23 protein-coding genes and 1 pseudogene are annotated in these 23,969 nt (G+C 52.0%); 12 read left to right on the top strand and 12 right to left on the bottom strand.

Going from position 1 to position 23,969, the window contains the following annotated elements; all coding sequences use genetic code 11:
* Nucleotides 1-327 precede the first annotated feature (327 nt).
* The gene (locus tag AEST_RS00005) at nucleotides 328-858 is read left to right on the top strand and encodes a gamma carbonic anhydrase family protein (RefSeq protein ID WP_008606142.1); all 531 of its coding nucleotides are present in this window, start codon (nucleotides 328-330) and stop codon (nucleotides 856-858) included.
* Nucleotides 859-870: 12 nt separating this feature from the next.
* Here the strand turns inward: AEST_RS00005 and AEST_RS00010 are convergent, their stop codons facing one another.
* Together AEST_RS00010 and aroE are read right to left on the bottom strand one after the other, a co-directional pair.
* Nucleotides 871-1,119, bottom strand: coding sequence for a DUF1488 family protein (locus AEST_RS00010; RefSeq protein ID WP_008606144.1), 249 nt, complete (start codon nucleotides 1,117-1,119; stop codon nucleotides 871-873).
* Nucleotides 1,116-1,931 (bottom strand): shikimate dehydrogenase, encoded by an 816-nt coding sequence (gene aroE / locus AEST_RS00015; protein WP_083840354.1) that lies wholly within the window; start codon nucleotides 1,929-1,931, stop codon nucleotides 1,116-1,118. Before aroE ends, AEST_RS00010 begins: the two co-directional genes overlap by 4 nt.
* A gap of 31 nt (nucleotides 1,932-1,962) precedes the next feature.
* Here aroE and AEST_RS00020 point away from each other — a divergent pair, with 31 nt between their 5' ends.
* A complete protein-coding gene (locus tag AEST_RS00020) occupies nucleotides 1,963-2,388 on the top strand; it encodes a group II truncated hemoglobin (RefSeq protein WP_008606146.1) in 426 nt (141 codons plus the stop codon).
* Here AEST_RS00020 and hemF read toward each other — a convergent pair.
* Nucleotides 2,385-3,314, bottom strand: a complete 930-nt coding sequence (hemF, locus tag AEST_RS00025) for an oxygen-dependent coproporphyrinogen oxidase (protein ID WP_008606147.1) — start codon at nucleotides 3,312-3,314, stop codon at nucleotides 2,385-2,387. The two genes, AEST_RS00020 and hemF, sit on opposite strands and share 4 nt — an antisense overlap.
* A gap of 134 nt (nucleotides 3,315-3,448) precedes the next feature.
* Between hemF and purE the strand changes: the two genes are divergently transcribed.
* Nucleotides 3,449-3,940 carry a 5-(carboxyamino)imidazole ribonucleotide mutase gene (gene purE, locus AEST_RS00030; protein ID WP_008606148.1) on the top strand — a complete coding sequence of 164 codons (492 nt, stop codon included), beginning with the start codon at nucleotides 3,449-3,451 and terminating at the stop codon, nucleotides 3,938-3,940.
* Nucleotides 3,937-5,067 (top strand): 5-(carboxyamino)imidazole ribonucleotide synthase, encoded by a 1,131-nt coding sequence (locus tag AEST_RS00035; protein ID WP_008606150.1) that lies wholly within the window; start codon nucleotides 3,937-3,939, stop codon nucleotides 5,065-5,067. The genes purE and AEST_RS00035 overlap by 4 nt, the downstream gene beginning before the upstream one ends.
* A gap of 21 nt (nucleotides 5,068-5,088) precedes the next feature.
* Here AEST_RS00035 and AEST_RS17560 read toward each other — a convergent pair whose 3' ends face one another.
* The 5 genes and pseudogenes from AEST_RS17560 to AEST_RS00055 all read right to left on the bottom strand — a co-directional run bounded on the left by AEST_RS17560 (nucleotide 5,089) and on the right by AEST_RS00055 (nucleotide 8,367).
* Nucleotides 5,089-5,274 (bottom strand): hypothetical protein, encoded by a 186-nt coding sequence (locus AEST_RS17560; RefSeq protein ID WP_420794936.1) that lies wholly within the window; start codon nucleotides 5,272-5,274, stop codon nucleotides 5,089-5,091.
* Nucleotides 5,275-5,349: 75 nt separating this feature from the next.
* A pseudogene (locus tag AEST_RS17565) lies at nucleotides 5,350-5,628 on the bottom strand (DNA topoisomerase family protein); the annotation flags it as partial.
* A 43-nt stretch (nucleotides 5,629-5,671) separates the two neighbouring features.
* A complete protein-coding gene (locus tag AEST_RS00045; protein WP_008606152.1) occupies nucleotides 5,672-6,145 on the bottom strand; it encodes a DUF494 family protein in 474 nt (157 codons plus the stop codon).
* A gap of 2 nt (nucleotides 6,146-6,147) precedes the next feature.
* Nucleotides 6,148-7,230 carry a DNA-processing protein DprA gene (gene dprA, locus AEST_RS00050; protein WP_008606153.1) on the bottom strand — a complete coding sequence of 361 codons (1,083 nt, stop codon included), beginning with the start codon at nucleotides 7,228-7,230 and terminating at the stop codon, nucleotides 6,148-6,150.
* A gap of 27 nt (nucleotides 7,231-7,257) precedes the next feature.
* Complete coding sequence (locus AEST_RS00055) at nucleotides 7,258-8,367, bottom strand: LysM peptidoglycan-binding domain-containing protein (RefSeq protein WP_008606154.1); 1,110 nt, start codon at nucleotides 8,365-8,367, stop codon at nucleotides 7,258-7,260.
* A 123-nt stretch (nucleotides 8,368-8,490) separates the two neighbouring features.
* Between AEST_RS00055 and def the strand changes: the two genes are divergently transcribed.
* Genes def through trkA form a run of 4 tightly spaced genes read left to right on the top strand, consistent with a single transcriptional unit; the run spans nucleotide 8,491 to nucleotide 12,638 of the window.
* On the top strand, nucleotides 8,491-9,006 hold the full coding sequence (gene def, locus AEST_RS00060; RefSeq protein ID WP_008606155.1) for a peptide deformylase: 516 nt from the start codon (nucleotides 8,491-8,493) through the stop codon (nucleotides 9,004-9,006).
* Between the two features lie 12 nt (nucleotides 9,007-9,018).
* On the top strand, nucleotides 9,019-9,960 hold the full coding sequence (gene fmt, locus AEST_RS00065; protein ID WP_008606157.1) for a methionyl-tRNA formyltransferase: 942 nt from the start codon (nucleotides 9,019-9,021) through the stop codon (nucleotides 9,958-9,960).
* The gene (gene rsmB, locus AEST_RS00070; protein ID WP_008606158.1) at nucleotides 9,957-11,249 is read left to right on the top strand and encodes a 16S rRNA (cytosine(967)-C(5))-methyltransferase RsmB; all 1,293 of its coding nucleotides are present in this window, start codon (nucleotides 9,957-9,959) and stop codon (nucleotides 11,247-11,249) included. Before fmt ends, rsmB begins: the two co-directional genes overlap by 4 nt.
* Before the next feature lie 12 nt (nucleotides 11,250-11,261).
* Nucleotides 11,262-12,638: a Trk system potassium transporter TrkA gene (gene trkA, locus AEST_RS00075; RefSeq protein ID WP_008606159.1), complete on the top strand. Its 1,377-nt coding sequence runs from the start codon at nucleotides 11,262-11,264 to the stop codon at nucleotides 12,636-12,638.
* A 12-nt stretch (nucleotides 12,639-12,650) separates the two neighbouring features.
* Here the strand turns inward: trkA and AEST_RS00080 are convergent, their stop codons facing one another.
* The 3 genes from AEST_RS00080 to AEST_RS00090 are packed head-to-tail and all read right to left on the bottom strand — an operon-like array spanning nucleotide 12,651 to nucleotide 17,419.
* Nucleotides 12,651-14,102: a TrkH family potassium uptake protein gene (locus tag AEST_RS00080; RefSeq protein WP_008606160.1), complete on the bottom strand. Its 1,452-nt coding sequence runs from the start codon at nucleotides 14,100-14,102 to the stop codon at nucleotides 12,651-12,653.
* Between the two features lie 28 nt (nucleotides 14,103-14,130).
* Nucleotides 14,131-15,456, bottom strand: coding sequence for a Xaa-Pro dipeptidase (pepQ, locus tag AEST_RS00085; RefSeq protein WP_039924751.1), 1,326 nt, complete (start codon nucleotides 15,454-15,456; stop codon nucleotides 14,131-14,133).
* A 43-nt stretch (nucleotides 15,457-15,499) separates the two neighbouring features.
* Nucleotides 15,500-17,419: a transglycosylase SLT domain-containing protein gene (locus AEST_RS00090; RefSeq protein WP_008606162.1), complete on the bottom strand. Its 1,920-nt coding sequence runs from the start codon at nucleotides 17,417-17,419 to the stop codon at nucleotides 15,500-15,502.
* Nucleotides 17,420-17,618: 199 nt separating this feature from the next.
* Between AEST_RS00090 and fadB the strand changes: the two genes are divergently transcribed.
* The 3 genes from fadB (at nucleotide 17,619) to tusA (ending at nucleotide 21,310) form a co-directional block, all read left to right on the top strand.
* Nucleotides 17,619-19,772, top strand: coding sequence for a fatty acid oxidation complex subunit alpha FadB (gene fadB / locus AEST_RS00095; protein ID WP_008606164.1), 2,154 nt, complete (start codon nucleotides 17,619-17,621; stop codon nucleotides 19,770-19,772).
* A gap of 18 nt (nucleotides 19,773-19,790) precedes the next feature.
* Nucleotides 19,791-20,954 (top strand): acetyl-CoA C-acyltransferase FadA, encoded by a 1,164-nt coding sequence (gene fadA, locus AEST_RS00100; protein ID WP_008606165.1) that lies wholly within the window; start codon nucleotides 19,791-19,793, stop codon nucleotides 20,952-20,954.
* 107 nt (nucleotides 20,955-21,061) lie between these two features.
* Nucleotides 21,062-21,310 carry a sulfurtransferase TusA gene (gene tusA / locus AEST_RS00105; RefSeq protein ID WP_008606167.1) on the top strand — a complete coding sequence of 83 codons (249 nt, stop codon included), beginning with the start codon at nucleotides 21,062-21,064 and terminating at the stop codon, nucleotides 21,308-21,310.
* 87 nt (nucleotides 21,311-21,397) lie between these two features.
* On the opposite strand, the gene AEST_RS00110 is transcribed toward tusA, so the two are convergent.
* On the bottom strand, nucleotides 21,398-22,675 hold the full coding sequence (locus AEST_RS00110) for a nitrate regulatory protein (RefSeq protein WP_008606168.1): 1,278 nt from the start codon (nucleotides 22,673-22,675) through the stop codon (nucleotides 21,398-21,400).
* Between the two features lie 438 nt (nucleotides 22,676-23,113).
* Here AEST_RS00110 and AEST_RS00115 point away from each other — a divergent pair, with 438 nt between their 5' ends.
* Complete coding sequence (locus tag AEST_RS00115; protein WP_008606169.1) at nucleotides 23,114-23,968, top strand: formate/nitrite transporter family protein; 855 nt, start codon at nucleotides 23,114-23,116, stop codon at nucleotides 23,966-23,968.
* The last annotated feature ends 1 nt before the right edge of the window (nucleotide 23,969 follow it).

Here is a 23,969-nt window from a genome sequence, read left to right on the forward strand (position 1 = left end):
GACTCAATTTTATTTCACTTACTGCTTCACTCTGCTTTTCGGGGCTTTCATCAGCACCCTGAAGCGAGGCGGCCATTTTAGTGATTTAAACGTTACTGTCAAGCGTCTTTTTCAAGATTTTTGAGCGCTTCGCTTTGTCACCCGGCTTGCCAGCTAAACTCGTTTAGCGCAGCACCCGTGGCATGGCGCGCATTATAGGGAGTTTTAACGAGGCTGCAAGCAGAGTTTATAGAAAACTTCGGGTTTTTAGATCGTTCGCAGAAAAATGCAGCGAAAAGCGCTTTTTTAGAACATTTACTGCATAATAACGCAGCACTGGAGGAAATGATGACAATAAGAGCTTATAAAGGTGTATTGCCGACCCTGGCAGAAGGCGTTTATGTGGATGAGTCAAGCGTACTGGTTGGCGATATCGTGTTGGCTAAAGATGTCAGTATCTGGCCATTAGTTGTTGCGCGGGGGGATGTTAACTATATCCGGATTGGCGCCCGCACTAATGTGCAGGACGGTTCAGTATTACATTTATCCAGGCCGAGCAACGGCAAGCCGGAAGGTTCGCCGCTTATTATTGGTGAAGATGTTACTGTAGGCCATAAGGTGATGCTGCATGGCTGTACCCTGGGTAACCGCATTTTGATTGGTATGGGTGCTATCGTGATGGATGACGTTATTGTCGAAGATGATGTCATTATCGGTGCCGGTAGTTTAGTACCACCAGGTAAAAGACTACAAAGTGGTTATCTGTATGTTGGCAGCCCTGCGAAACAGGCACGTCCGCTTAATGATAATGAGAAAGCCTTTTTAAAAGAATCTGCCAGCAATTATGTGCAACTGAAAAACGAGTACCTGACTGGCTAGCTCATACCGAGATTAATCGTTGCCGGTTAGCCAGATCTCACCGGCACTATTATATGTATCTGCAGCAATCGCGGCCTCTGCTAAATCTTCCCAATAAAAGCTATCGGCCTGCACTTGCTGCAAAAAATCCGCGGCGCTCAGTGTCGAAGGTATCGGAATAAAGCAGCGGACTTTTAGTCCCGCCACCAGGCAACTAAAGCTAATAGCCGCTGCGTTGCCGGCAATCGAAAAGTCATTGTTGAAAATTAACTGTTGATTCATCGCCCGAGTTCCGCGCTTAACGCCTGCAGTACCGGCGCCACCTCCGGTAGCTTGCCACGCCAGATCCGAAACGCTTCCGCTGCTTGCCCGACCAACATACCCAGGCCATCAGCAATCTTTGGTACGCCCTGCTGCTGACACCAAACTAAGAACGGGGTCGGCGTCTTACCATACAACATATCATAAGCCAACTCACAGCCGGCCAGATGCTGCGCAGCTAACTCAGGACGTGCACCGGTTAACCCAGATGAGGTGGCATTAATGATTAGTTGATACGCAAGGTCTGGGATCGCCGTTAAGGCACAAGCTATGACCTTTCCCGGGAAACTCGCTGCGATAGCCTGCGCTTTTTCGACTGTACGGTTGGCGAGGATCACCTCACTGACACCAGCCGCCAATAGCGGACCTATCACACCGCGACTGGCCCCACCGGCGCCCAGTAACAGCACCCGCTTTGCTTTTAGTGTTATGCCAAGCCGCTGCAGATCCGTCACCAGACCAATACCATCGGTATTGTCGCCCCATAGTTGGCCACTTGAGTCAAAGTATAGGGTATTGACGGCGCCAGCTGCGCTGGCTCTTGCGGTTAACTGTTCAGCCAGATGAAATGCTTGTTCTTTAAAAGGTACAGTGATATTGCCGCCCTTTCCGCCAGCTGCCACAAAAGCATGCCAGTGTTCGGCAAAGCCGTCGACTGGTGCTAGAATGGCCTCGTATTGCATCGACTCTGCCGTTTGCTGTGCGAACAGGCGGTGGATAAAGGGTGATTTTGAATGCCCTATCGGATTTCCAAACACAGCGTAACGGTCCACTTTATTTATGCCTTTTAAAAAGTTAGTCCAAATGTTCAGTAAAAAAACCAGCAATCAGGATAATACGGCACATCCGACATTCGGGCAAACCCCTTACCAGCTAATGGGAGGGGAAACGGCAGTGCGGGCGCTGGCAAATCGCTTTTACGATATTATGGCAACCGCACCGGAAGCCAAAGAGTTGTACGCCATCCACCCACTGCCGCTGGATGGTATCCGGCAAAAGTTTTTTGAATTCTTATCCGGCTGGCTTGGCGGCCCGGCCCTGTTCGAGCAGAAATATGGCCATCCGCGGCTGCGTGCCCGCCACCTACCCTTTACTGTAAATCAGCAACTCAGAGATCAGTGGATGTTCTGTATGGAGCAGGCGTTAGATGAGGTGGTAGAAAACAAAATGCTGCGTGATGGTATTCGCCAGTCGATTGGGCAACTGGCGAGTCATATGATCAACTGTTAGTTAGTCAGAATTTGCAACCAATCCTGCGGTTTTAAATAGCGTTCGTAGAGTAAGGCTTCGGGGCTTCCCGGCTCCGGCTGATAACCATATTGCCAACGCACCAGTGGCGGCATCGACATTAAAATCGACTCGGTACGGCCACCACTTTGTAAGCCAAACAGGGTGCCACGGTCATATACCAGATTAAATTCGACGTAACGGCCACGCCGGTATAGCTGGAACTGCCGCTCGCGCTCGCCATAGGGGATGTCTTTGCGCTTAGCCACTATAGGTAAGTAAGCCTGGCAGAACGCCTCGCCGACCGCTCGCATTAAGGCAAAGCTTTGCTCAAAACCCGGTGCATTAAGATCATCGAAAAATAAACCGCCGACACCACGGGTTTCGCCACGGTGTTTGAGATAGAAATAGTCATCACACCATTTCTTATAGTCTGGGTAGTAATTAGCGCCAAAGGGATCCACGGCCTGTTTCGCCGTTTGATGCCAATGGATCACATCTTCTTCAAATGGATAATACGGTGTCAGGTCAAAGCCCCCGCCGAACCACCACACTGGCTCTGCGCCTTCCTTTTCGGCAATAAAAAACCTGACATTGGCATGCGTGGTTGGCAGATAAGGGTTATGCGGGTGGATCACCAAGGATACGCCGCAGGCATTGAAATTACGCCCGGTCAGCTCCGGTCGGTGCGCTGTGGCCGAGGCGGGCATTTGCGCACCAAAGACGTGCGAGTAATTCACCCCTGCCTGCTCAAAGACCTTGCCTCCGGTGAGGACCCGGCTGCGACCACCGCCCCCCTCTGCCCGCTGCCAGGCATCTTCTACAAAGGCCGCGCCACCGTCAGCCTGCTGTAATTGTTGGCAAATCTGATCCTGCAGCGCCATTAAGAATGCCTGCACCTGCGCTAACTGGGTTTGATAGGGTTGCATCAATACTCCTGCCTGTCTGAGTCAGCGGGCTGTCTGGCAGCGCTGCTGTACTAAAAATTTTCTTCAGTTGCCGATGACGGGTATAATACCGCTTTACGGCCCGATGTTCATTACGTACAGAGAAGGAAACCACTATGCAGGTTGGTATTATCATGGGTTCAACGTCTGATTGGCCTACCATGAAACTCGCAGCAGATATGCTGGACCGGTTTGGTATTGCCTATGAAACCCGGGTGGTTTCCGCACACCGTACACCACAACTGCTGGCCGAGTATGCCAGCTCAGCCGCCAGCCGTGGTTTAAAAGTGATTATTGCCGGTGCCGGCGGCGCGGCACACCTGCCGGGTATGGCCGCTGCTTTTACCAGCCTGCCGGTACTGGGTGTGCCGGTACAATCGAAAGCCTTAAAAGGCATTGATTCGCTGCTATCAATAGTCCAGATGCCCAAAGGTGTTGCAGTCGGCACCCTGGCCATCGGCGAAGCTGGTGCTGCCAATGCAGGCTTGCTAGCGGCGCAAATTCTTGCCACCTCAGACGCGGCCTTAATGCAGCAAATTGATGCCTTCCGCGCCGCCCAAACCGAAAGCGTATTAAGCCAACCGGATCCAGCACAGGTTGCACTATGAAAGTATTAGTTTTAGGCGCCGGGCAGCTGGCCCGGATGATGGCGCTGGCCGGTGCGCCGCTGAATATCAGCATCAGTGCTTATGATGTGAACAGCGATAATATCGTGCATCCATTAACCCAGCAATTACTGGGTAACGGTTTGGCGCAAGCGCTGGCCGATGCCGATATCGTAACGGCTGAATTTGAGCATATTCCACTGCCGGTGTTAGCACAATGCCAGCAAAGCGGTAAGTTTTTACCCGGTGCGCAGGCCATTCAGGTTGGCGGTGATCGCCGGCTGGAAAAAAGCCTGTTACAAACCGCGGGTGTCGCAACCAGTGCCTTTACTGTGATCAATAACGAAACGGACTTTAACGCCGCTATCGCGCAATTGGGTTTGCCACTGGTGTTTAAAAGTGCGCTGGCTGGCTACGATGGCAAGGGACAGTGGCGGTTAAAAGACGCGGCAGCCGCGCCGGCATTATGGCAAGAATTGGCGGCTTTCTTAGCAGCGGATCCCCAGCAGGCTATAGTTGCCGAGCAGTTTATTCGTTTTGACCGTGAAGTCTCACTGGTCGGTGCCCGTAACCGCCATGGAGAGATCAAGGTTTATCCGTTGACAGAGAACCACCATGTTAATGGCGTACTCAGTGTGTCGCTGGCTCGCCCGGTAGACACCGCACTACAACAGCAAGCGGAACAAATGTTTACCGCCGTCGCCGAGCAGCTGGACTATGTTGGGGTGTTGGCTATCGAGTTCTTCGATGTACAGGGTAAGCTGCTGGTCAATGAGCTGGCACCGCGGGTGCATAACTCCGGCCACTGGACACAGCAAGGCGCTGACTGTTGCCAGTTCGCGAATCATTTACGGGCCGTGTGTGGTTTGCCATTGGGCAGTACGGCTTTGATCCGGCCTACGCTGATGGTTAATATCCTTGGCGAAGACCAGGTCCCGGACAGTATCCTCGAACTACCGGCGCTGGGCTTACACTGGTACGGTAAAACCAAGCGCGCCGGGCGTAAAATGGGACATATAAATTTATCTGCCAACAGCACCGCAGAGTTAAAGGCTCGCTTTGCCCAGCTGATTGACCTGTTACCCGCCGCCACCTTCCCCGAACTGGAACAGATGTTACAGCAGCTATAACTGAGGGCACCATCTGGTGCTCTAGCCAGCCTTTGCCGGCTGCTTTTTCTGACAAGCTTTAGCGGCACAATACAGGCCGCTTTTCTTTTGCAGTAACAGTGGAAACTGACAGAACTGACAAGTTCCAAGCTGCGGCGCATCATTGACCAGAAAGCGGCAATCCGGATAACGGTTACAGCCCCAGAAGGTCTTACCAAACTTGCTCAGCCGCTCTGTTAACTGACCTTGCTGGCACTGCGGACAGGCAATGCTGCTACTGGCTGACGCTTCTTCGTGTACCACAAAATGGCAATCCGGGTAACGGGTGCACCCGATAAACATGCCATAACGGCCATGCTTCACCGCCAGCGGTGCGGCACATTCCGGGCAGGGTTCATCCTCTAGGATCTTGACCACCGTATTATCATGCGGATGTAGTGGCTTCAGATAGTCGCAGACCGGATAACTGCTACAGCCCAGAAAGGGGCCACTTTTACCGGAGCGAATAACTAAAGGCTGCCCGCATTGCGGGCAGGGTTCGGGGTGCTGTGGTAACTGAAACAGCGGGTTATGATCAGACATCCGTCTATATGATCTCTAGATAAGCTTACAGTGGTGCCTTAGCTTAATGCAGCGGGCCGTCCACTTCGTCAAAGATTAAATCTTCCATCTGGGCGTAGGCAGTTTCTTTACCTGGTACATTGAACAGCACCATCAGCACCACCCACTTTAAATCTTCCAGACTGATACTGGCAGCATCCAAATCCATGACCCGATCGATCACCATTTCCCGGGTGGTCGCATCCAGCACATTGATTTGCTCCAGAAACATCAGGAAACCCTGACCGGCAGTATCGATTTTCCGATATTCTTCTGCCGTATAAATCCGGGTGGCAGTACTGACCGCCTTGGTCAGATAAGGCTTGATATGATTTTCCTGCAACGCTGACAGGCGGTCTAGCCACTTCAGAGCACGGAAAATATCATCATCGTGAAAACCGGCTTTACTGAGCTCTTTAGTCAGATCCGCATGGTTCACATAAACATCGGCTTCGTTATGGATGTAATTTTCGAACAGATAAACGAGGATATCAAACATCTTCAGGCACTCCTCACTCTTATGTAACCACCGGGGACTACTGCTACCCTGCCTGCAAGTTCTAGTTGCAGCAAGGCAATGGATACGTCTGTTACTGACATGCCGGAGCGTTCTGCCAACTGATCAGTGGCAATAGGCTCATCTCCTACGTTAGCTAACAACTGCTGTTCAGACAAGCTGATTTCAGGATTTTTTTCCGTTTTGGCTAAACCGTTATCGGCAAACAGCGCCCGCTCTTCCAGGATATCGGCCACGGAGGTGACAAGTTTAGCACCCTGTTGGATCAGATAATGGCAACCAGCAGCCTGAGTATTAAACAAAGCGCCCGGCACGGCAAAGACTTCGCGGTTGTACTGCACCGCCAGATGGGCACTGATTAAGGAACCGCTGCGCAGTGCCGCCTCCACCACCAGGGTACCAGTACTTAGCCCGACGACAATGCGGTTACGCTGCGGAAAAAACTCTGCCCGGGCGCGTACATCCGGAAAATACTCACTGACTAAGGCTCCGTGCTGCACTATTCTGCCGGCCAGCGCCCGATTGCCTACCGGATAGATTTGTCGCAGGCCATGACCCAGTACCGCTATGGTCTTGCCACCCGCCTCCAGTGCCCCCAGATGACTCTCACTATCAATTCCCTGTGCCATGCCGCTGGTAATCACCATCCCCTGCGTACTGAGTTCAGCCGCAAACTGGCGGGCAATTTGCCGGCCACCCGGTGTCGGTGAGCGACTACCGACCATCGCAATTTGTGCCTGTTGTAACAGCTCAGCATCGCCTTTCACAAAGAGCACAGCCGGTGGATGCGGCGTTTCTTTTAACAGCAGAGGATAACGGGGATCATCGAAGCAAAGTAAGTGATGCTGTGGGCTTTCAGCTTGCCACTGCAGCGCTTGTTCGACCCAGGGTTGGCTTTGATAACAAAGCAGCTGGGCTTGTTTCGCTGTTAAGCCCAGTTGTTGCAGGGTGCTGGCCGGCAGCCTGACTAAGGCTGCCAGTTCCAGATGTTGGCACAGCTGTCGGATGCGATGGCCATCTAAGCCATGTACAACGGCTGCGGCCAGCCAGTGTTGTAGCAGTTCCATTTTGTCGCATCATCCCTGAACTACCGTTTACAGGTTGGTAATAATGTCTCCAACCCGGATCGGTTTATCGGTTTGCGTCACCACAGCGAAACTGACGTTATCTGATGTTTTAAATACCATCAGCTCGCCCACTTTTTCTTTTGGCATCTCTAGCACTTCACCGCCAAAGTCGCGCATCACTTTTTGTAGTCTGGAAGCATCTTCCAGATATACCGGCTTACCACTACCGTCAACCACAGTCGGCGATTGCCGGTAAATACCCAGCATATGGCCGGCACGTAGCGCGCTCTGGCCCAGATTTAATACCACCACATCCATGCGCGCAAACTCCCGCAGATCTGACGAGCTGGCAATAATCTTACCGCTGACCGCCTGCTCGGGTTTCGTCATCACAAACTGAGCCGGTAAGGCCTGCTGATCATAAGCCGGGATCACCTTATCACCCTGCCGGATTTCGCGGGTCACCGACAACACCCGCATGGCAGCCGGTTCAAAACTTGAGCCCTCGCTGCCCGCCTGACCTGGTCGGAAAGCACGGGTAGTCGCAATTAAACGTGTCTCATAGCCCAGTACTTCGCCACTATCCGGGTCGACATAAGCACGGCCCGGCCGGTAAACTGCGTAGGCCGCACCCTCTACCAGTTCACCTTTAACATAAAGTGTATTGGTCTCATTGGCACTCTTAGCTGCCGAGTTGCTGCCAAGAATATAAGGCAAGGCATCGATTTGCTGTTGTGACATCGCCTGATCGTAACTGAGAAATGGCCGGATAATACCCAAAGGTAAGGTAGCAATAGCATCAGGGTTTTTGTGAATTGTCCGCCCCTGAGGAGTCAACCGCATAGCTCTTTTGTTGCTGAGTCCCAAACGCGGGCGCCCTTCACTGTCAAAGGTGAGAGACAACACATCGCCGGGATAGATCAGGTGTGGATTATCCACCTGCGGATTCATTTGCCAGAGTTCTGGCCAACGCCAGGGTTGATTCAGATATAAACCCGAGATATCCCAAAGGGTATCTCCCGGTTTTACCACATAGGTTGCAGGCGCATCTGGGCGCACTTGCAATACATCCGCTGTTACCGCCGCAGAAAACCAGCATAACAAGGCCGCCAGTGTCAGTGTTATTTTTTTCAGCATGCCCGCATCCTTAACCCTATACTCATTTTTATTAATTACACGCTAAGCTGTTATTAAAGCGCAATAATGGCTAAAATTAAAACATACCACAGCGAACTAATTAAAGCATATTTTGTAGGTGTTATGGCAGTTTTAAAAGTATTACATTTTCCCGATGAGCGTTTACGCACCATTGCTAAGCCAGTGGCGGAAGTTAACGCCGAAATTCGTCAGCTGGTCAAAGACATGCTGGAGACCATGTATGACGAAAATGGCATTGGTCTGGCCGCAACTCAGGTTAACGTCCACCTGCGGGTGGTGGTGATCGATTTGTCGGAAGAGCGCAATCAACCGCAGGTCTTTATCAACCCGGAAATCATCGCCCATGATGGCGAGACCAGCTACGAAGAGGGCTGTTTATCAGTACCGCAGAACTATGCTTCGGTATCGCGGGCGAAAAATGTCACGGTAAAGGCGCAGGATATCGATGGTAACTGGTTTGAGTTACAAGCCGACGGCTTATTGGCGATCTGCTTGCAGCATGAACTGGATCATTTAATTGGTAAGCTGTTTATCGATTATCTGTCACCGCTAAAACGCGATCGGATCCGGAAGAAACTGGAAAAAGAAGCCAAACTGGCTGAGCGCCACGCGCTGTAAACAGGATTTAATGTGACCACGCCTTTACGTATTATCTTTGCCGGTACGCCGGATTTTGCTGCCTGTCATTTACAGGCTTTATTAACTGGCCCACACCAGGTGGTGGCGGTTTATACCCAACCTGATCGCCCGGCGGGACGTGGCCAAAAGCTGCAGCCAAGCCCGGTCAAACAACTTGCCTTACAACATGATATTCCGGTTTATCAACCTAAATCGCTGAAAAAAGCCGCAGCGCAACAACAGCTGGCAGCATTAGACGCTGATTTGATGGTTGTCGTTGCCTACGGCCTGATCCTGCCTAAAGCGGTGTTAGATATGCCAAGGCTGGGCTGTATTAATGTGCACGGCTCGTTATTACCGCGCTGGCGGGGCGCAGCGCCAATTCAGCGCGCACTCTGGGCTGGCGACAGTGAAACCGGTATCACCATTATGCAGATGGATGAAGGTCTGGATACCGGCGCTATGCTCAGCAAAGTCAGTTGTCCGATTCTAGCCACCGACACCAGCGCCAGCCTGTATCAAAAGTTGGCGCAGCTGGGGCCGCAAGCGCTGTTAGCCGCCGTGGCGGATTTACCGGCACTGCAACAGCAGGCCGAGGCACAAAATGAGCAACTGGCGAGCTATGCCGAAAAGCTCAGCAAAGACGAAGCCCGGCTCGACTTTAACAAAGACGCCGCCGCATTGGAGCGTGAAATACGCGCCTTTAATCCCTGGCCCGTCAGTTACCTGGAGCTGCCACAAGGCACGGTAAAGGTCTGGCAGGCTCAGGTAGCCAGCAGCCTGTCAGGACCAGTTGGTAACATTTTAAGAGCCGATAAAACCGGCATCTATATTGGCTGTCAGCAACAGGTGCTACAAATCACCCAGTTACAGCCACCGGGTAAAAAACCGATGAGTTCGGCTGATTTTCTGAATGGCCGGGCCGAGTGGCTGACCGTGGGCCAGCAATTATGAGTGCTCAGTTACGCGCCCTGGCAGCAGAGATCTGTTATCAGGTGATTGATCAGGGCAAGTCGTTATCCGATGCCCTGCCGAAAGGCCAGCAAAAACTGCCGTTTGCGCCGGACAAAGCCCTGCTGCAGGAAATTTGTTTTGGCGTGATGCGCCAGCTACCTCAACTTGAAACCGTCTGTCAACAACTGATGGATAAGCCACTGATTAAACAGTTAAGGCCGCTACAGTTTCTGATCTATGTCGGCATCTATCAGCTCAAATTTTTACGCATCCCGGACCATGCCGCCATCAGCGAAACTGTAGAGGCGGCCAGATTATTAAAGGGTCAGAACCTGACCAAGCTGATTAATGCCGTGCTGCGTAATGTGCAGCGCAAGCCGGCGCTGTTTGATTTTAGCCAGGCCAGCAGCGCGGTGCAGTTTAACCATCCGGGCTGGCTGATCAGCGAGCTGCAACAAGCCTACCCACAGCAGTGGCAGGCGGTGTTAACGGCAAACCAGCAAAAGGCGCCACTGTGGCTTAGAGTTAACCAGCAGCAAATCAGTCCCGATGCGTATCTGAAAGCCTTAGATGAGGCAGGTATTGCCGCCAGCCAGCCTTTTGCTTATTTGCCGGTTGCCATTAAGCTGGAACAAGCCTGCGATATCACTACCTTGCCTGGTTATGCTGAGGGTTGGTTTTCAGTGCAGGATGCCGCAGCGCAACATGCCGCCTTCTTCCTGGCACCGCAAGCGAGCGAGCGGGTATTGGATGCTTGCAGTGCCCCCGGGGGCAAAACCTGCCATTTACTGGAGCTGGCGCCGGCACTTCAGTTAACCGCGTTAGATCGTGACGCAACCCGTTTACAACGGGTTACTGAAAACTTGGCGCGCTTAAAGCTGAGTGCGCGCGTTGTTGCCGCTGATGTGCTGGATACCGCCAGTTGGTGGCAAGGCGAATTATTCGATCGGATTTTATTGGATGTGCCCTGCTCCGCAACCGGGGTGATCCGTCGCCATCCGGATATTCGTTGGTTACGAAAAAAAGCCGATATCGCGCCGCTAACGGTGTTACAGCAGCAGATCCTGCAATGCGCCTGGCAGTTACTGAAACCGGGCGGTACCCTGCTCTATGCAACCTGCAGTGTGTTGCCAGCAGAGAATAGTGCGCAACTAACGCAATTTTTGGCGCAACAAGCTGATGCGCAGCAGGTGTTATTACCGGAGCTGGGTGTTACAAGCTGGCAAATTTTACCCGGAGAGCAGGATATGGATGGGTTCTTCTATGCCTTGCTGCAAAAAATCCCCTGACAGAGTGCCACTATGAAGATCATTATCCTGGGAGCCGGACAAGTCGGCGCGACACTGGCTGAAAATCTGGTCGGTGAACAGAACGACATTACCATTGTCGACACCAATCTGGATAAGTTACGCGCCTTACAGGATCGCTTTGATTTACGCATTATTCACGGCCATGGTTCTCATCCGGATGTGTTAAAACAGGCCGGAGCCGAAGATGCCGATATGGTAGTCGCTGTGACCAGCAGCGACGAAGTAAATATTGTGGCCTGTCAGGTGGCATACAGTATTTTTAACACACCACTAAAAATCGCCCGGATCCGCAGTAATCAGTACCTGAAGTATCGCGAGCAGCTGTTCCATAAGGACGATATGCCCGTTGATCACTTTATCGCACCTGAAGCGCTGGTTACCAACTATATCAATCGCTTGCTGGAATACCCAGGCGCCTTACAAGTAGTTAAATTTGCCAGTGGCAAAATCAGCCTGGTCGCCGTTAAAGCCTATTATGGCGGGCTGCTGGTTGGTCATGCGCTATCCACTCTGAAAGAACATATTCCCCATGCCGAAACGCGGGTTGCTGCGATCTACAGGCGTGGGCAGGCGATTAAACCACTCGGCACCACCATCATTGAGGCCGATGATGAAGTGTTTTTTATCGCCGCCAGTAAACATATCCGGGCAGTGATGAGTGAATTGCAAAAGCTGGAGCGCAATTACCGCAAAATTATGATTGCAGGTGGAGGTAATATTGGTTTTGGCCTGGCACAAGCTCTGGAAAAAACCTATTCGGTAAAACTGATTGAGCGCGATCCGGTCCGCGCAGCCTGGCTGGCCAGTGAGCTGGATTCAACGGTAGTTTATAACGGCGACAGCTCAGATCCAGAATTACTGACCGAAGAGAATATTGCGCAGATGGATGTGTTTATTGCGGTGACCAACAGTGACGAGGCGAACATTATGTCAGCAATGCTGGCAAAACGGATGGGAGCGCGCAAAACCGTGGTATTAATTAAGCGCGGCGCCTACGTTGATTTATTGCAGGGCGGAGAAGTTGATATCGTAATTGCTCCCCAGCAAATCACCATCTCATCTCTGCTGACTCATATCCGTCGTGGCGATATCGTCAATGTATACTCACTGCGGCGTGGAGTTGCCGAAGCGATCGAGGCTATCGCCCACGGAGACAGCAATACCAGCAAAGTAGTTGGTAAAACAATAGCTGAAATAAAATTGCCACCCGGTACGACGATTGGCGCGATAGCACGAGGTGAAGAAGTCCTGATCGCCCATAATCATACCCGAATAGAAACGGACGACCACGTCATACTCTTTATGGCCGATAAAAAGTACATCGTTGAAGTAGAAAAGCTGTTTCAGGTCAGCGCTATTTTTATCTGAACCCGGTCAAGATCAGTTACGCCAGAATGCCGGCGTAAAGAGCACCAGTAAAGTAAAGATCTCCAGTCGGCCAAACACCATGGCAATAATCAGGATCCACTTGCTGGCATCCGGAATATTGCCAAAATGGGCGGCCACTTCGCCCAGGCCCGGCCCGAGGTTATTCAGGCAAGCCGCGGTTGCTGAAAAAGCAGTAATATTATCCAGGCCGGTAAAAATCAGCGCCAGCATAATCACTACAAACACCAGCGCATAGGCGGCAAAAAAGCCCCAAACCGCCTGCACAATGCGATCTTCAACCGGCCGCCGGCCGAGTTTAATGGCATACATCGCCCGTGGATGAATCAAGCGGTTAAGTTCTCGCACCCCTTGCTTAAATAGCAACAATACCCGTACCACCTTCATGCCGCCCCCGGTAGAGCCGGCACAACCACCAATAAAGCTGGAGAAGATCAATAATATTGGTAGAAATAGTGGCCAGGCAGCAAAGCTTTGTGTTGAAAAGCCGGCAGTCGTAGAAGTGGAAACTGCCTGAAAGGCCGCATGATTTAGTGCTGTCAAACCATCCGGATACACGCTGGTATGCAACAGTACCAAAAAGCAGATCAAAATCAGCGCCGCCTGAATGCCAAGAAAGGTTTTAAACTCCGGATCACGAAAGTAGGTTGCCACACTCTTACCGCGGATAGCAGCAAAATGCAGCGGAAAGTTCACCGCACTGATCAGCAGAAACACAATGCAGATGGTATTAATCAAGCCACTATCAAAATGACCGATGCTGGCGTCGTAGGTTGAAAAGCCGCCAATAGCCACCGTCGAAAACGCGTGACAAATCGCATCAAACCATGACATTCCGGCCAGATAAAACGCCAGTGCACAGGCCAGCGTTAGCGCCAGATAGATATACCACAGATGTTTGGCGGTATCGGCAATCCGTGGTGTCATCTTGTTATCTTTCACCGGCCCCGGTGTTTCCGCCCGGTATAGTTGCATACCACCAACACCCAATAGCGGCAGAATAGCTACAGCTAAGACGATAATACCCATACCGCCCAGCCATTGCAGCTGCTGCCGGTAATACAAAATTGCTTTAGGGAGTAACTCAATGCCGGTGAGTACGGTAGCGCCGGTTGTGGTCAGGCCGGAAAACGCCTCAAACATCGCTGAGGCCAAATTCATATTGGGCCTTTCTGCCAACACCAGCGGAATAGCCCCGACAGCCCCCAATACAATCCAGAACAACACCACAATTAAAAAGCCATCACGGACTTTTAATTCAGCCCGATACTGGCGGTTGGGGTACCAAATCAGGAAACCACTTAACAAACATAACAGAAACGACAGGATAAAAGGCACACCGGCACCATCCTGGTACCAATATGCCACCAAGGCCGGCGGCACCATAGTGATGCTGAAGATGGCAATCAGCATCCCCAGGATCCGGATTATCGAACGATATTGCATAGCGTCCTTAATGCGCCCTTGCCGCTGCTTATGGTAGTTGCAGCTCGCGAGTCATATTTTCATTACGTTCGCGATGGACAATGATATTGTCCTCAATCCGGATACCGCCATAACTACGGAACTGATCAATCTTTTGCCAGTTTAGCTGCTTGGCTGCTGGCATTGCCTGCAAATCAGCTAATAAAGACTCGATAAAATACAGCCCTGGCTCAATGGTAAATACCATTCCCGGCTCAATCAGTCGGGTACAGCGTAAAAACGGATGCTCTGCCGGCGCTGCAACATGAGTACCGCGCTCATCAGCCATAAAACCACCCACATCATGCACTTGCAAGCCCAGATGATGGCCAACACCATGCGGGAAGAAAGTACGGCTCACGCCGGTTTCGACAACGCTGTCTGCGCTACCGCGCACAAAGTCAAAGTCGACCAGCACCTGCGCCAACAAACGATGGGTCAACAGCTGTAGTTCAGTATATTTAATACCCGGCTTAATCGCATCGACTACCTGCAAATGCACCCGGTTTACTGCCTTAATCAGCTCAGCAAATTCATCTTTCGGATTAAAACTATAAGTACGGGTAATGTCGGCGGCATAGCCATGGCAGGAGGCGCCAGCGTCGATTAAAAAGGATTTAGGCTGCTCAGGTTTTAACCGCTCTAACACCGTGTAGTGCAAAATAGCAGCATGCTCGTTAAGCGCAATAATATTGCCGTACGGCACTTCGTTTTCGCCCTGCCCAACGGCCGCCAGATAAGCCAGCTGAATCTCAAACTCACTGCCGCCGGCATAAAACGCAGCTGCCGCAGCACGATGGCCGGTTACCGCCAGCCGGTTAGCTTCACGCATACACGCCAGCTCGTACTCCGTTTTATAAGCACGGTGGTAATGCAGATAGTTAAGCACCGGCTCCGGGTTAATTTCAGTAAAACCGAGTGCTCTGGCCACTTCCAGATACTCACCAACATAGGCCAATCTGGCTTTGTCATATGGAAGCAGATTCTCGACCATATTGGCTTTTTCCAGCAGTTGAATGTCAAAATGCTCCGCCCAGAAATCGGTTGGCACCAGCGGTACCTTATGCCAGAAATCTTTTGGCCGGTAGAAAATCAACTTGGGTTTATTGACACCATCAACTAACAACCAGCAATGCGGATTATCAACCACCGGCAACCAGGCTTTAAAATGCGGATTGACCTGAAACGGATAGTCCATATCGTCCAGAAACTTACGCTTGGCCTGGCCAGAATGAATAACCAGCGCATCCAGATTTTCGCGCGCCAGCACATTTCGGGTCCGTTGCTGCAGTTCCTGCACATGCGCCTGATACAGTTGAGGATAATTCGGGTTCATAAATACCTTATGCATTGCTGTAAAGGGAAAACCGATAATAGCATCATTTAGCTGTGCTCCCAATCTGCATGGCGACTAACGGCAGGAACACATCGTTCGGTTCATTTAAACGAATATTATAGATCTGATAATACGCCATTACCGCCTTCACATACTCGCGGGTTTCGCGAAACGGAATGGTTTCTACCCAGACATCGACCGGCACGGCCCGGTCACGCGGGATCCACTGTCTGACCCGGCTGTAGCCGGCATTATAAGCTGCCGTGGCCATAATCAGGTTGCCGTCGTTACGGCGCATCAGGTAGTTCAGATAGTCAGTACCAAAATCAATATTGGTGACCGGGTTATACAGCTGGCTCACCTGTACTTTCTTTTTGGCAATATAATTGGCGGTATCCGGCATAATTTGCATAAGACCACGGGCACCAACCGGTGAGTTCGCATCCGGCATAAAGGAACTCTCGCGGCGGGCAATGGCCATAGCCCAGCCGGAGTCCACCTGCGCACTTTTGGCAAAGCGTTGAATTTCTTCTTTAAAGGCCAGAGGGAACCGCAGCTCCACATCATCCCAGTAACCGGCATCGGCCAGTGTAAAAATAGCCCTTTCATGCCACTCTATGTCATTGGCTAACTTGGCCGCCGCCAGTTTCTGCTGACCATTGGCAGAGCGCTGCAGAAAATTCCACTCCCGCCGCGCTTCGGTTAAACGGCCCAGCGCCAGCCATTCCTTGGCCCGTTGTACCGCCGGATGCTGTTGGATCAAAGTTAAGTCTTCTGTACTCACAGGTACCGGGTTATGCGCCAGACTGGGCGGCAACCCCAGCTTGGCTGCGGCCATAAAACCATAAAAATGCCGCCGTTGCGCTAGATCACGGAAGATACTGTCGGCTTCAGCCTGCTTACCCTGCTCTTCCAGCGCCCGGGCCCGCCAGTAACGCCAGTTAATATCCGCGGCCAGCTCCGCTGGAAAATTCTCAATTACCTGCTGTACCCGAGGCCAATCCAGCTCACGCAGGGCATGCCCAACCTGCCACTGCGCCAGGGTGCTATCCAATTGCTCCGGTGCGAGTTTGCGCATCCAGTCCGTTGCCCGACTATCGCCGCGGTGCGCCAGGGCAATCGCAAACTGGCGCTGCACGTCCAACCGCTGCGCTGCAGTGAAATAAGGGTCACTGGTAAAACGCTGCCAGGTTTGTAATGCTAAATCAGGCGATCGCCATACCAGACGTTTTAAACCGTAGGTCAGAATATCGCGCTCCACTACGTGACGGCCGGGGAAAAAACGTGGCCGGCTGATCACCTGCGGGTCCTGGCGTACCTGCTGCCACAGATCAGCCAGATATTGCCGGTCGGCCGGTAACAGGGTTTTCAGATAGCGGATCAGGCCAACGTCGCCACCATCTGCGGCTAGCTGGATGCGGCGCAGCACAATTTCCGGCTTTAATTGCCCGGCCTGACGCCATTGGCTGAATAAAGGGTCGCAGGCTTTAGGTTGTGACTTACCTACAGTCCAGAGTGACGTCGTTTCCTGCCAGATGGCGGTCTTGGCGGCAGGCTCGGCTTTCAGGCGTTGTAACAGGGCAATGCAGCTCAGTTCTGCATCATTCGAGCCGGGAAAATGCTGTAAAAAACGCTCGGCCTGCTGGCTATTTGCTAAACTCATCAACCAGGGTCGGCGTAACGGCCAATCCAGCGGCGAACCCTGATGCTGTTGCAAAAAACCAGCTATCTCATCGTGGGCACTAAGGCGTCGCTGCAACCAGCGCTGTTGCAGGTAGGGACGTAACGGATAATCGCTTAATTCGGTCAGCCAGCTTTCAATCTGGGGTGCCGGCGCCGATCCCAGCTGCCGCTCGGCCTGTAAAAACAGCTGGCGCTGCTGTTGCAGCACAGCAAGATCCGCGGTGCTGGCCAATAACCAGCCCGGTAGCAGGGTACAACATAAAACAAGCAGGCGTTTCACAACAAGGCTCCAAAATGCTAACTAACGATCGGATGAGAAAATAGGTAGGGTCCTTCAGACTTTGCACCTATCCGGAATTCAAACACCTGTTTAAATAACTATTGATATTTTCATTAAAGCACGACACACTGGATGGGATAACCTCATCGTACCAGTTGCGAATAACCCTATATAGCAAACGCGACCAAGGAGCATATTTATGATTTACCAAAGTAACAGCATCCAGGTGGAGTATCTGAAACCTGGTATTGCCAGGTTTACGTTTAACGCCCAAGGTTCGGTCAACAAATTTGATCAACAGACGCTGGCTGATTGTAAGGCAGCGCTGGCCAAGCTGCACGCAGATCCGGCATTAAAGGGCGTCCTCTTCGTTAGTGGCAAAGACAACTTTATTGTCGGCGCCGATATCACTGAGTTCTTACCTGTATTCGAGCGTCCGGAAGCCGAACTGGTTCCCTGGATTAAAACCGCTTCTGATGTATTTGATTACTGTGAAGATTTACCTGTGCCTTCGGTGGTTGCGATTAAAGGTTTTGCACTGGGCGGTGGTTGTGAGTGGACCCTGGCCTGTGATTATCGGGTGGCAGATACCACAACCCGTATCGGTTTACCGGAAGTAAAACTGGGCTTAATGCCAGGTTTTGGCGGTACTGTGCGTTTACCACGCATTATCGGTGCCGACAATGCGATGGAGTGGATCACCACCGGCAAAGAGCGCAGCGCAGAGCAAGCACAGAAAGAAGGCTTAATTGATGCGGTGGTGGCACCGGAAAAACTGGAAGCGGCAGCCCTGAGCATGCTGGAAGATGCCATCGCCGGTAAGCTGAACTGGCAGAAAAAACGTGCGGTGAAACTGCAACCGCTGAAACTGAATAAAACCGAAGCCACCATGAGCTTCAGTACCGCCAAAGGTATGGTATTCGCCACCGCCGGCAAACACTACCCGGCACCTATGGTAGCCGTGCAGACTATTGAAGCTGCTGCGACTTTAGGCCGTGACGGCGCCGTCGCACTGGAAAACAGCGGCTTTGCCAAACTGGCAAAAACCGATGCCGCAACAGCGCAAATTGGTCTGTTCCTGAATGATCAGGTGATTAAGGGAAAAGCCAAAAAAGCCGCCAAAGTTGCCACCAAGTCGGTGAAAAAAGCAGCCGTTTTAGGGGCAGGCATTATGGGCGGTGGTATTGCCTATCAGTCTGCATTAAAAGGCGTGCCAGTTGTGATGAAAGACATTGCCGACAAAGCGCTGGAACTGGGTATGAGTGAAGCCACTAAGCTGCTGGCGAAACAAGTTGAGCGCAACAAGCTGGATGCGGTAGGTATGGCGAAAGTCATTTCCTCTATCACGCCAACACTCAGTAACGAGCAAGTGAAAGGCGTGGATATCGTGGTGGAAGCCGTAGTCGAAAACCCGAAAATCAAGGGCGCAGTATTAAAAGAGGTTGAAGCCTTGCTGGCCGATGATGCTATTCTGACCTCGAATACTTCAACCATATCAATCAATCAGTTGGCAGCAAACCTGAGCCGGCCGCAGAATTTCTGTGGGATGCATTTCTTTAACCCGGTACCAAAGATGCCACTGGTTGAGGTCATCCGCGGTAAAGACACCAGTGAAGAAACCGTAGCTGCGGTAGTTGCTTACGCGGCGAAAATGGGCAAGTCACCGATCGTCGTTAACGACTGTCCGGGCTTCTTTGTCAACCGGGTACTGTTCCCCTACTTCGCCGGTTTTAGCAAACTGGTGTTAGACGGCGCCGACTTCGCTCAGGTTGATAAGGTGATGGAAAAGCAATTTGGCTGGCCGATGGGCCCGGCGTATCTGCTCGACGTCGTCGGTTTAGATACCGCCTACCACTGTACTGACGTGATGGCAGCGGGTTTCCCAACCCGGATGGCCAAACTGGACAATGACCCTGTTGCTGCCATGTATCAGGCTAACCGTTACGGTCAGAAAAATGGCTTCGGTTTCTATGCTTACAGCAAAGATGCCAAAGGCAAACCGAAAAAAGATATTGATGCTGCCAGCCTAAGCTTACTGTCTGGCATTGCAGCCACAAAACAAGACTTCAGTGCCGAAGAGATTATTGCCCGTCTGATGGTACCCATGATTAACGAAACGATCCGTTGTCTGGAAGAAGGTATCGTTGCCAGTGCAGCTGAAGCGGATATGGGTCTGGTTTATGGCCTGGGCTTCCCTCCGTTCCGTGGTGGTCCACTGCGTTATGTCGATACCCTGGGTCTGGCTAACTTTGTCGCACTGGCCGACAAGTACTCCCACCTGGGCGAGATTTACCAGGTAACCGAACAAACCCGCGCCATGGCCGCTAATGGCCAGCGTTTCTTCCCGGTTTAAGCGCAGGAGCAGCAGAATATGAAAAACGCCGTTATTGTAGATTGTATCCGTACCCCGATGGGCCGCTCTAAGGGTGGCATGTACCGCAATGTTCGCGCTGAACAGCTGTCAGCCCATGTGATGGCCAGCCTGCTGGAGCGCAACCCGGCTTTAAACCCGGCAGATATTGATGATGTGATCTGGGGCTGTGTGCAGCAAACGCTGGAACAAGGCTTTAATATCGCCCGCAATGCTTCTTTACTGGCGGGTATCCCGCACTCAGTACCGGGTGTTACGGTAAACCGCCTCTGCGGCTCTTCAATGCAAGCATTGCATGATGCCGTGCGCGCCATCCAAACCGGTATGGGTGAGGTCTATCTGATTGGTGGTGTTGAGCATATGGGTCATGTGCCAATGAGCCATGGCGTCGACTTCCACCCGGGCTTAGCCACCTCAGTGGCCAAAGCCGCCGGTATGATGGGCCTGACTGCCGAATTACTGGGTAAGCTGCATGGTATAAGCCGGCAGCAGCAGGATGAATTTGGTGCCCGTTCGCATCGTCTGGCGCACGAAGCGACCCTGCAGGGCCGCTTTAAAAATGAAATTATTCCGACTGAAGGCCATGACGCCGATGGCGTACTGCGCCTGTTCGATTACGACGAAGTGATCCGCCCGGAAACCACGGTTGAAGCGCTAAGCCAGCTGCGGCCGGTATTTGACCCGGCTAACGGTACTGTGACTGCCGGCACCTCATCCGCCTTATCCGATGGCGCCTCAGGTATGCTGGTGATGAGCGAAGACAAAGCGAAGGCGCTCGGTTTGCCGGTCCGCGCTTATGTCCGTGGTATGGGTGTGGCTGGTTGTGATCCGTCTATTATGGGTTATGGCCCGGTGCCAGCCTCGAAGAAAGCATTAAAAGCCGCCGGTATCAGCATTGCCGATATCGATTATGCCGAGCTGAACGAAGCCTTCGCAGCACAAGCCTTGCCGGTGATGAAAGACCTGGGTCTGTTGGAAGTGGCTGAGCAGAAAGTGAACCTGAACGGTGGCGCCATTGCTTTAGGCCACCCATTGGGCTGCTCCGGCTCACGCATCAGCACCACACTGATTAATGTGATGGAAGCTAAGGGCGGTAAGTTTGGCCTGGCGACCATGTGTATCGGCTTGGGCCAGGGTATCGCTACGGTGTTTGAACGGCCATAAGCTGGCAGCAAAGCTGCGAATCGCGTAAAATAGGGGCCGTTTTTACGGCCCTTATTTACTAAATATATGGGGTCAGAGTACTCTGACCCCATTTTTGCGGAGCAGAGATGAGACAGTTATTTAGCAGCGCAAATCACACCCTTGATGCCTTAGGTATGCGCTGCCCCGAGCCGGTAATGATGATACGGCTGCAAATCCGTAAAATGCAGTTGGGTGAAACCTTATTAATTATTGCCGACGATCCGGCCACCACCCGTGATATTCCTGCCTTTTGCCGTTTTATGGATCATGAGTTAGTGGGCAGCGATACCACTGAACTGCCGTATCGGTATCTGGTAAAGAAAGTGAGTGCCTAACAAACTCCGGACTGCCTGTAAAACGCCATGACAATAGCCGCTTCGGTTTAAACCGGAGCGGATTTATTAACACGTTCTTTTGCTAATCTAGTCCCCCTGCAGCAAAGCTTTCACCACGGCTTCCGCTACATCCGCAATACGGCATTGCTGCTGCATTGCACTTTGCTGTAACTGGCGATAGGCTTGTTCTTCGCTGAGTTTTTTATACTGCATCAGCAGCAGCTTGGCGCGGTCGATCCGTTTTTGCTCGGTAATAGCGCGGCGGGCGTCACATAACTCCGCCTGGATCTGGCGGATATGCTGCGCCTGCTCCGACAACAGCTGATAAAACGAGCGGCCGGGTGCCGTGATGCCGTGCTCGTTGGTCGTTTGCGGTACAACCGAGGCGCCATATAAACCCGGCATGCTGGGATCGATTAATAAAGTTAAACCTGAACCGGCTGGCAAGGCAGTCAGCTCGGTTAGCTTATGCCGGTGCTGCTGCAACTGCTGTTGAGCGGCAGTTACAGTAGCAGCGGTGAGTTGCTGCAAATCAGCTGTCAGCAATGCCATTAACTGGTGCATCGCGTCCATACGATCGGTAGCAAACTGATACCAAAGATCACTGACTGCCGGCACCAGCATTGTCGTGCCCGGTAGCTGCTGCAGCATAGTTCTCAGTTGTTGCAGCTGTTTAGCTGCGGCGCTTTGCTCCAGCTGTTGCCACTGCTGCTGTTGTGCGCTGCTGGCAAATTCCAGAAAAACAGCAGCGCTGTGTTGCTGGGCCTGTTGCAGTAATAATAAACGCTCAGCCAGCTCTGTACTTACCTTACCGGAGGCAAACCCCATAGCACCCCATGCCCTTTCCTGGCCGGCATATTCTTTGGTTTGCAGTAGGTTAAACAAGGCAACCAGTACGCGGGTAATGCTGGCGTCACAGGCCAGATCAGCCGACTCCAACACCACCGCCAGCCAGGCGGCAATCAAGCGGCTATAGGCTTCGGTGGCTTGTAAGGGGGTTATTTTTTGCTGGTGTATTTGTTCGCGCAGTTCCGCCAGATGATCCATGCCCTGCAATGCCAGTGCAATACCGCTGAGTAAACGGCTGCTGTTACACGGCTGCGGTGCGTGTAAATACTGCTGCTCAAGTGCTGTGCGTAATTGCAGCTCTGCGCTGGTGCTGTGCTGCAATTGCTGCTGGCGTTGGCGGGCAAACAGCTCACAGCCTGAAGCGAGAAAAATATTGCTGATGCCCCGCTCGCGCTGCAGCTGATGCACCAGTTCGCTAATGCTGGTTACCAGCTGACAGTTAGCCGAAAGCTGTAACAGGGCTTTTATTTCTGCCTGTTTTGCAGCCAGCAAAAACTGTGCGGTCGAAGGGTTCATACATTACACAATAGAATGGTCAGTGCTAAGTTCTAGCAATGCCTGTTCCATACCCGCTTTTTGCCTGTGTCAGCTACTGCCAGCCTTGCGTTTCAGCCTGCATAAGCGCCAGCTAATAACAACACCAATACCGGCAAGCGCCCCAAATCAGTGCAAAAAATGCGCTACTATGCACAACTATGGCCCTTAGCACTGCCGCCACGGCAAAGGCATATTATTAAAAACCAAGACAAATTAGACGATTAAGCGAAAATTTCAGGCTGGCATCAAAGTTGCCTAGTTAAATGCGGCGGAGGTGTTAAGCACCTCCGGACAAAAAACAGTTTCAGGACAAAGGCGTCCCGTGATCAGCTGATAACACAGCATGATCCGGACGCCTTTTTTGTTGTGCAAAAAACAGCAGCTGAATAACTAAACATAACGGAAAAAGGTGAACCCATGGCTTATTTAGTTCCAGCCGAGTTTGTGACCAAAATGGTCGATGCCGGCGAAGCAAAAATTTTTATGTCTACCCGCGATACCCTGATCCGCGCTTATATGGCGGGCGCGATTCTGGCATTGGCGGCGGTATTTGCGATAACTGTTGCCGTGCAAACGGGGTCATTTTTAGTTGGCTCTATGTTGTTCCCGGTCGGTTTTATTATGTTGTATCTGATGGGTTTTGACTTGCTGACAGGTGTTTTTGTGCTGACACCACTGGCCTTACTGGACCGCCGCCCCGGTGTCACGGTAAAAGGGGTGTTACGCAACTGGGGCCTGGTATTTAGCGGTAACTTTGCCGGCGCTTTAACGGTGGCCGCTATGATGGCGTTTGTGCTAACGATGGGCTTTAATACCGAGCCGGGGGCTGTGGCTGACAAACTGGCAGATGTCGGTGAGGCGCGCACCTTAGGTTATGCCGAACATGGCACTGCGGGCTGGCTGACCATTTTTCTGGGTGGCATGTTATGTAACTGGATGGTGTCGATGGGGGTGGTTGGCGCGATGATCTCCACCCATGTCAGCGGCAAAGCCATTGCCATGTGGATGCCAATTATGTTGTTCTTTTTTATGGGTTTTGAGCACTCGGTGGTGAATATGTTTTTATTTCCTTTCGCCATGATGATGGGCGGTGATTTCTCCATTATGGATTATATGATCTGGAACGAAATACCTACGGCGCTTGGCAATCTGGTTGGCGGTTTGGCTTTTACCGGCCTGACGCTGTACAGCACGCACTATAAAACTGCGCCTAAACGTAATCTGGTGACGACCGCAGCAAGCCGCAACACTGCAGATCTGGCCAAAGTCTGAC

The organism is Alishewanella aestuarii B11, from assembly GCF_000280055.1.
Lineage (GTDB): Bacteria > Pseudomonadota > Gammaproteobacteria > Enterobacterales > Alteromonadaceae > Alishewanella > Alishewanella aestuarii.

Bases quoted from the DNA above. Each gene is read 5' to 3' on its own strand.
- purE (WP_008606148.1), top strand. From the start codon at position 3,449: ATGCAGGTTGGTATTATCATGGGTTCAACGTCTGATTGGCCTACCATG.
- AEST_RS00110 (WP_008606168.1), bottom strand. From the start codon at position 22,675: ATGAACCCTTCGACCGCACAGTTTTTGCTGGCTGCAAAACAGGCAGAA.
- trkA (WP_008606159.1), top strand. From the start codon at position 11,262: ATGAAGATCATTATCCTGGGAGCCGGACAAGTCGGCGCGACACTGGCT.
- AEST_RS00020 (WP_008606146.1), top strand. From the start codon at position 1,963: ATGTTCAGTAAAAAAACCAGCAATCAGGATAATACGGCACATCCGACA.
- def (WP_008606155.1), top strand. From the start codon at position 8,491: ATGGCAGTTTTAAAAGTATTACATTTTCCCGATGAGCGTTTACGCACC.
- dprA (WP_008606153.1), bottom strand. From the start codon at position 7,230: ATGGAACTGCTACAACACTGGCTGGCCGCAGCCGTTGTACATGGCTTA.
- pepQ (WP_039924751.1), bottom strand. From the start codon at position 15,456: ATGAACCCGAATTATCCTCAACTGTATCAGGCGCATGTGCAGGAACTG.
- AEST_RS00045 (WP_008606152.1), bottom strand. From the start codon at position 6,145: ATGTTTGATATCCTCGTTTATCTGTTCGAAAATTACATCCATAACGAA.
- tusA (WP_008606167.1), top strand. From the start codon at position 21,062: ATGAGACAGTTATTTAGCAGCGCAAATCACACCCTTGATGCCTTAGGT.
- AEST_RS00010 (WP_008606144.1), bottom strand. From the start codon at position 1,119: ATGAATCAACAGTTAATTTTCAACAATGACTTTTCGATTGCCGGCAAC.
- AEST_RS00115 (WP_008606169.1), top strand. From the start codon at position 23,114: ATGGCTTATTTAGTTCCAGCCGAGTTTGTGACCAAAATGGTCGATGCC.
- AEST_RS00055 (WP_008606154.1), bottom strand. From the start codon at position 8,367: ATGCTGAAAAAAATAACACTGACACTGGCGGCCTTGTTATGCTGGTTT.
- fadB (WP_008606164.1), top strand. From the start codon at position 17,619: ATGATTTACCAAAGTAACAGCATCCAGGTGGAGTATCTGAAACCTGGT.
- fadA (WP_008606165.1), top strand. From the start codon at position 19,791: ATGAAAAACGCCGTTATTGTAGATTGTATCCGTACCCCGATGGGCCGC.
- AEST_RS00005 (WP_008606142.1), top strand. From the start codon at position 328: ATGACAATAAGAGCTTATAAAGGTGTATTGCCGACCCTGGCAGAAGGC.
- rsmB (WP_008606158.1), top strand. From the start codon at position 9,957: ATGAGTGCTCAGTTACGCGCCCTGGCAGCAGAGATCTGTTATCAGGTG.
- AEST_RS00080 (WP_008606160.1), bottom strand. From the start codon at position 14,102: ATGCAATATCGTTCGATAATCCGGATCCTGGGGATGCTGATTGCCATC.
- AEST_RS00035 (WP_008606150.1), top strand. From the start codon at position 3,937: ATGAAAGTATTAGTTTTAGGCGCCGGGCAGCTGGCCCGGATGATGGCG.
- hemF (WP_008606147.1), bottom strand. From the start codon at position 3,314: ATGCAACCCTATCAAACCCAGTTAGCGCAGGTGCAGGCATTCTTAATG.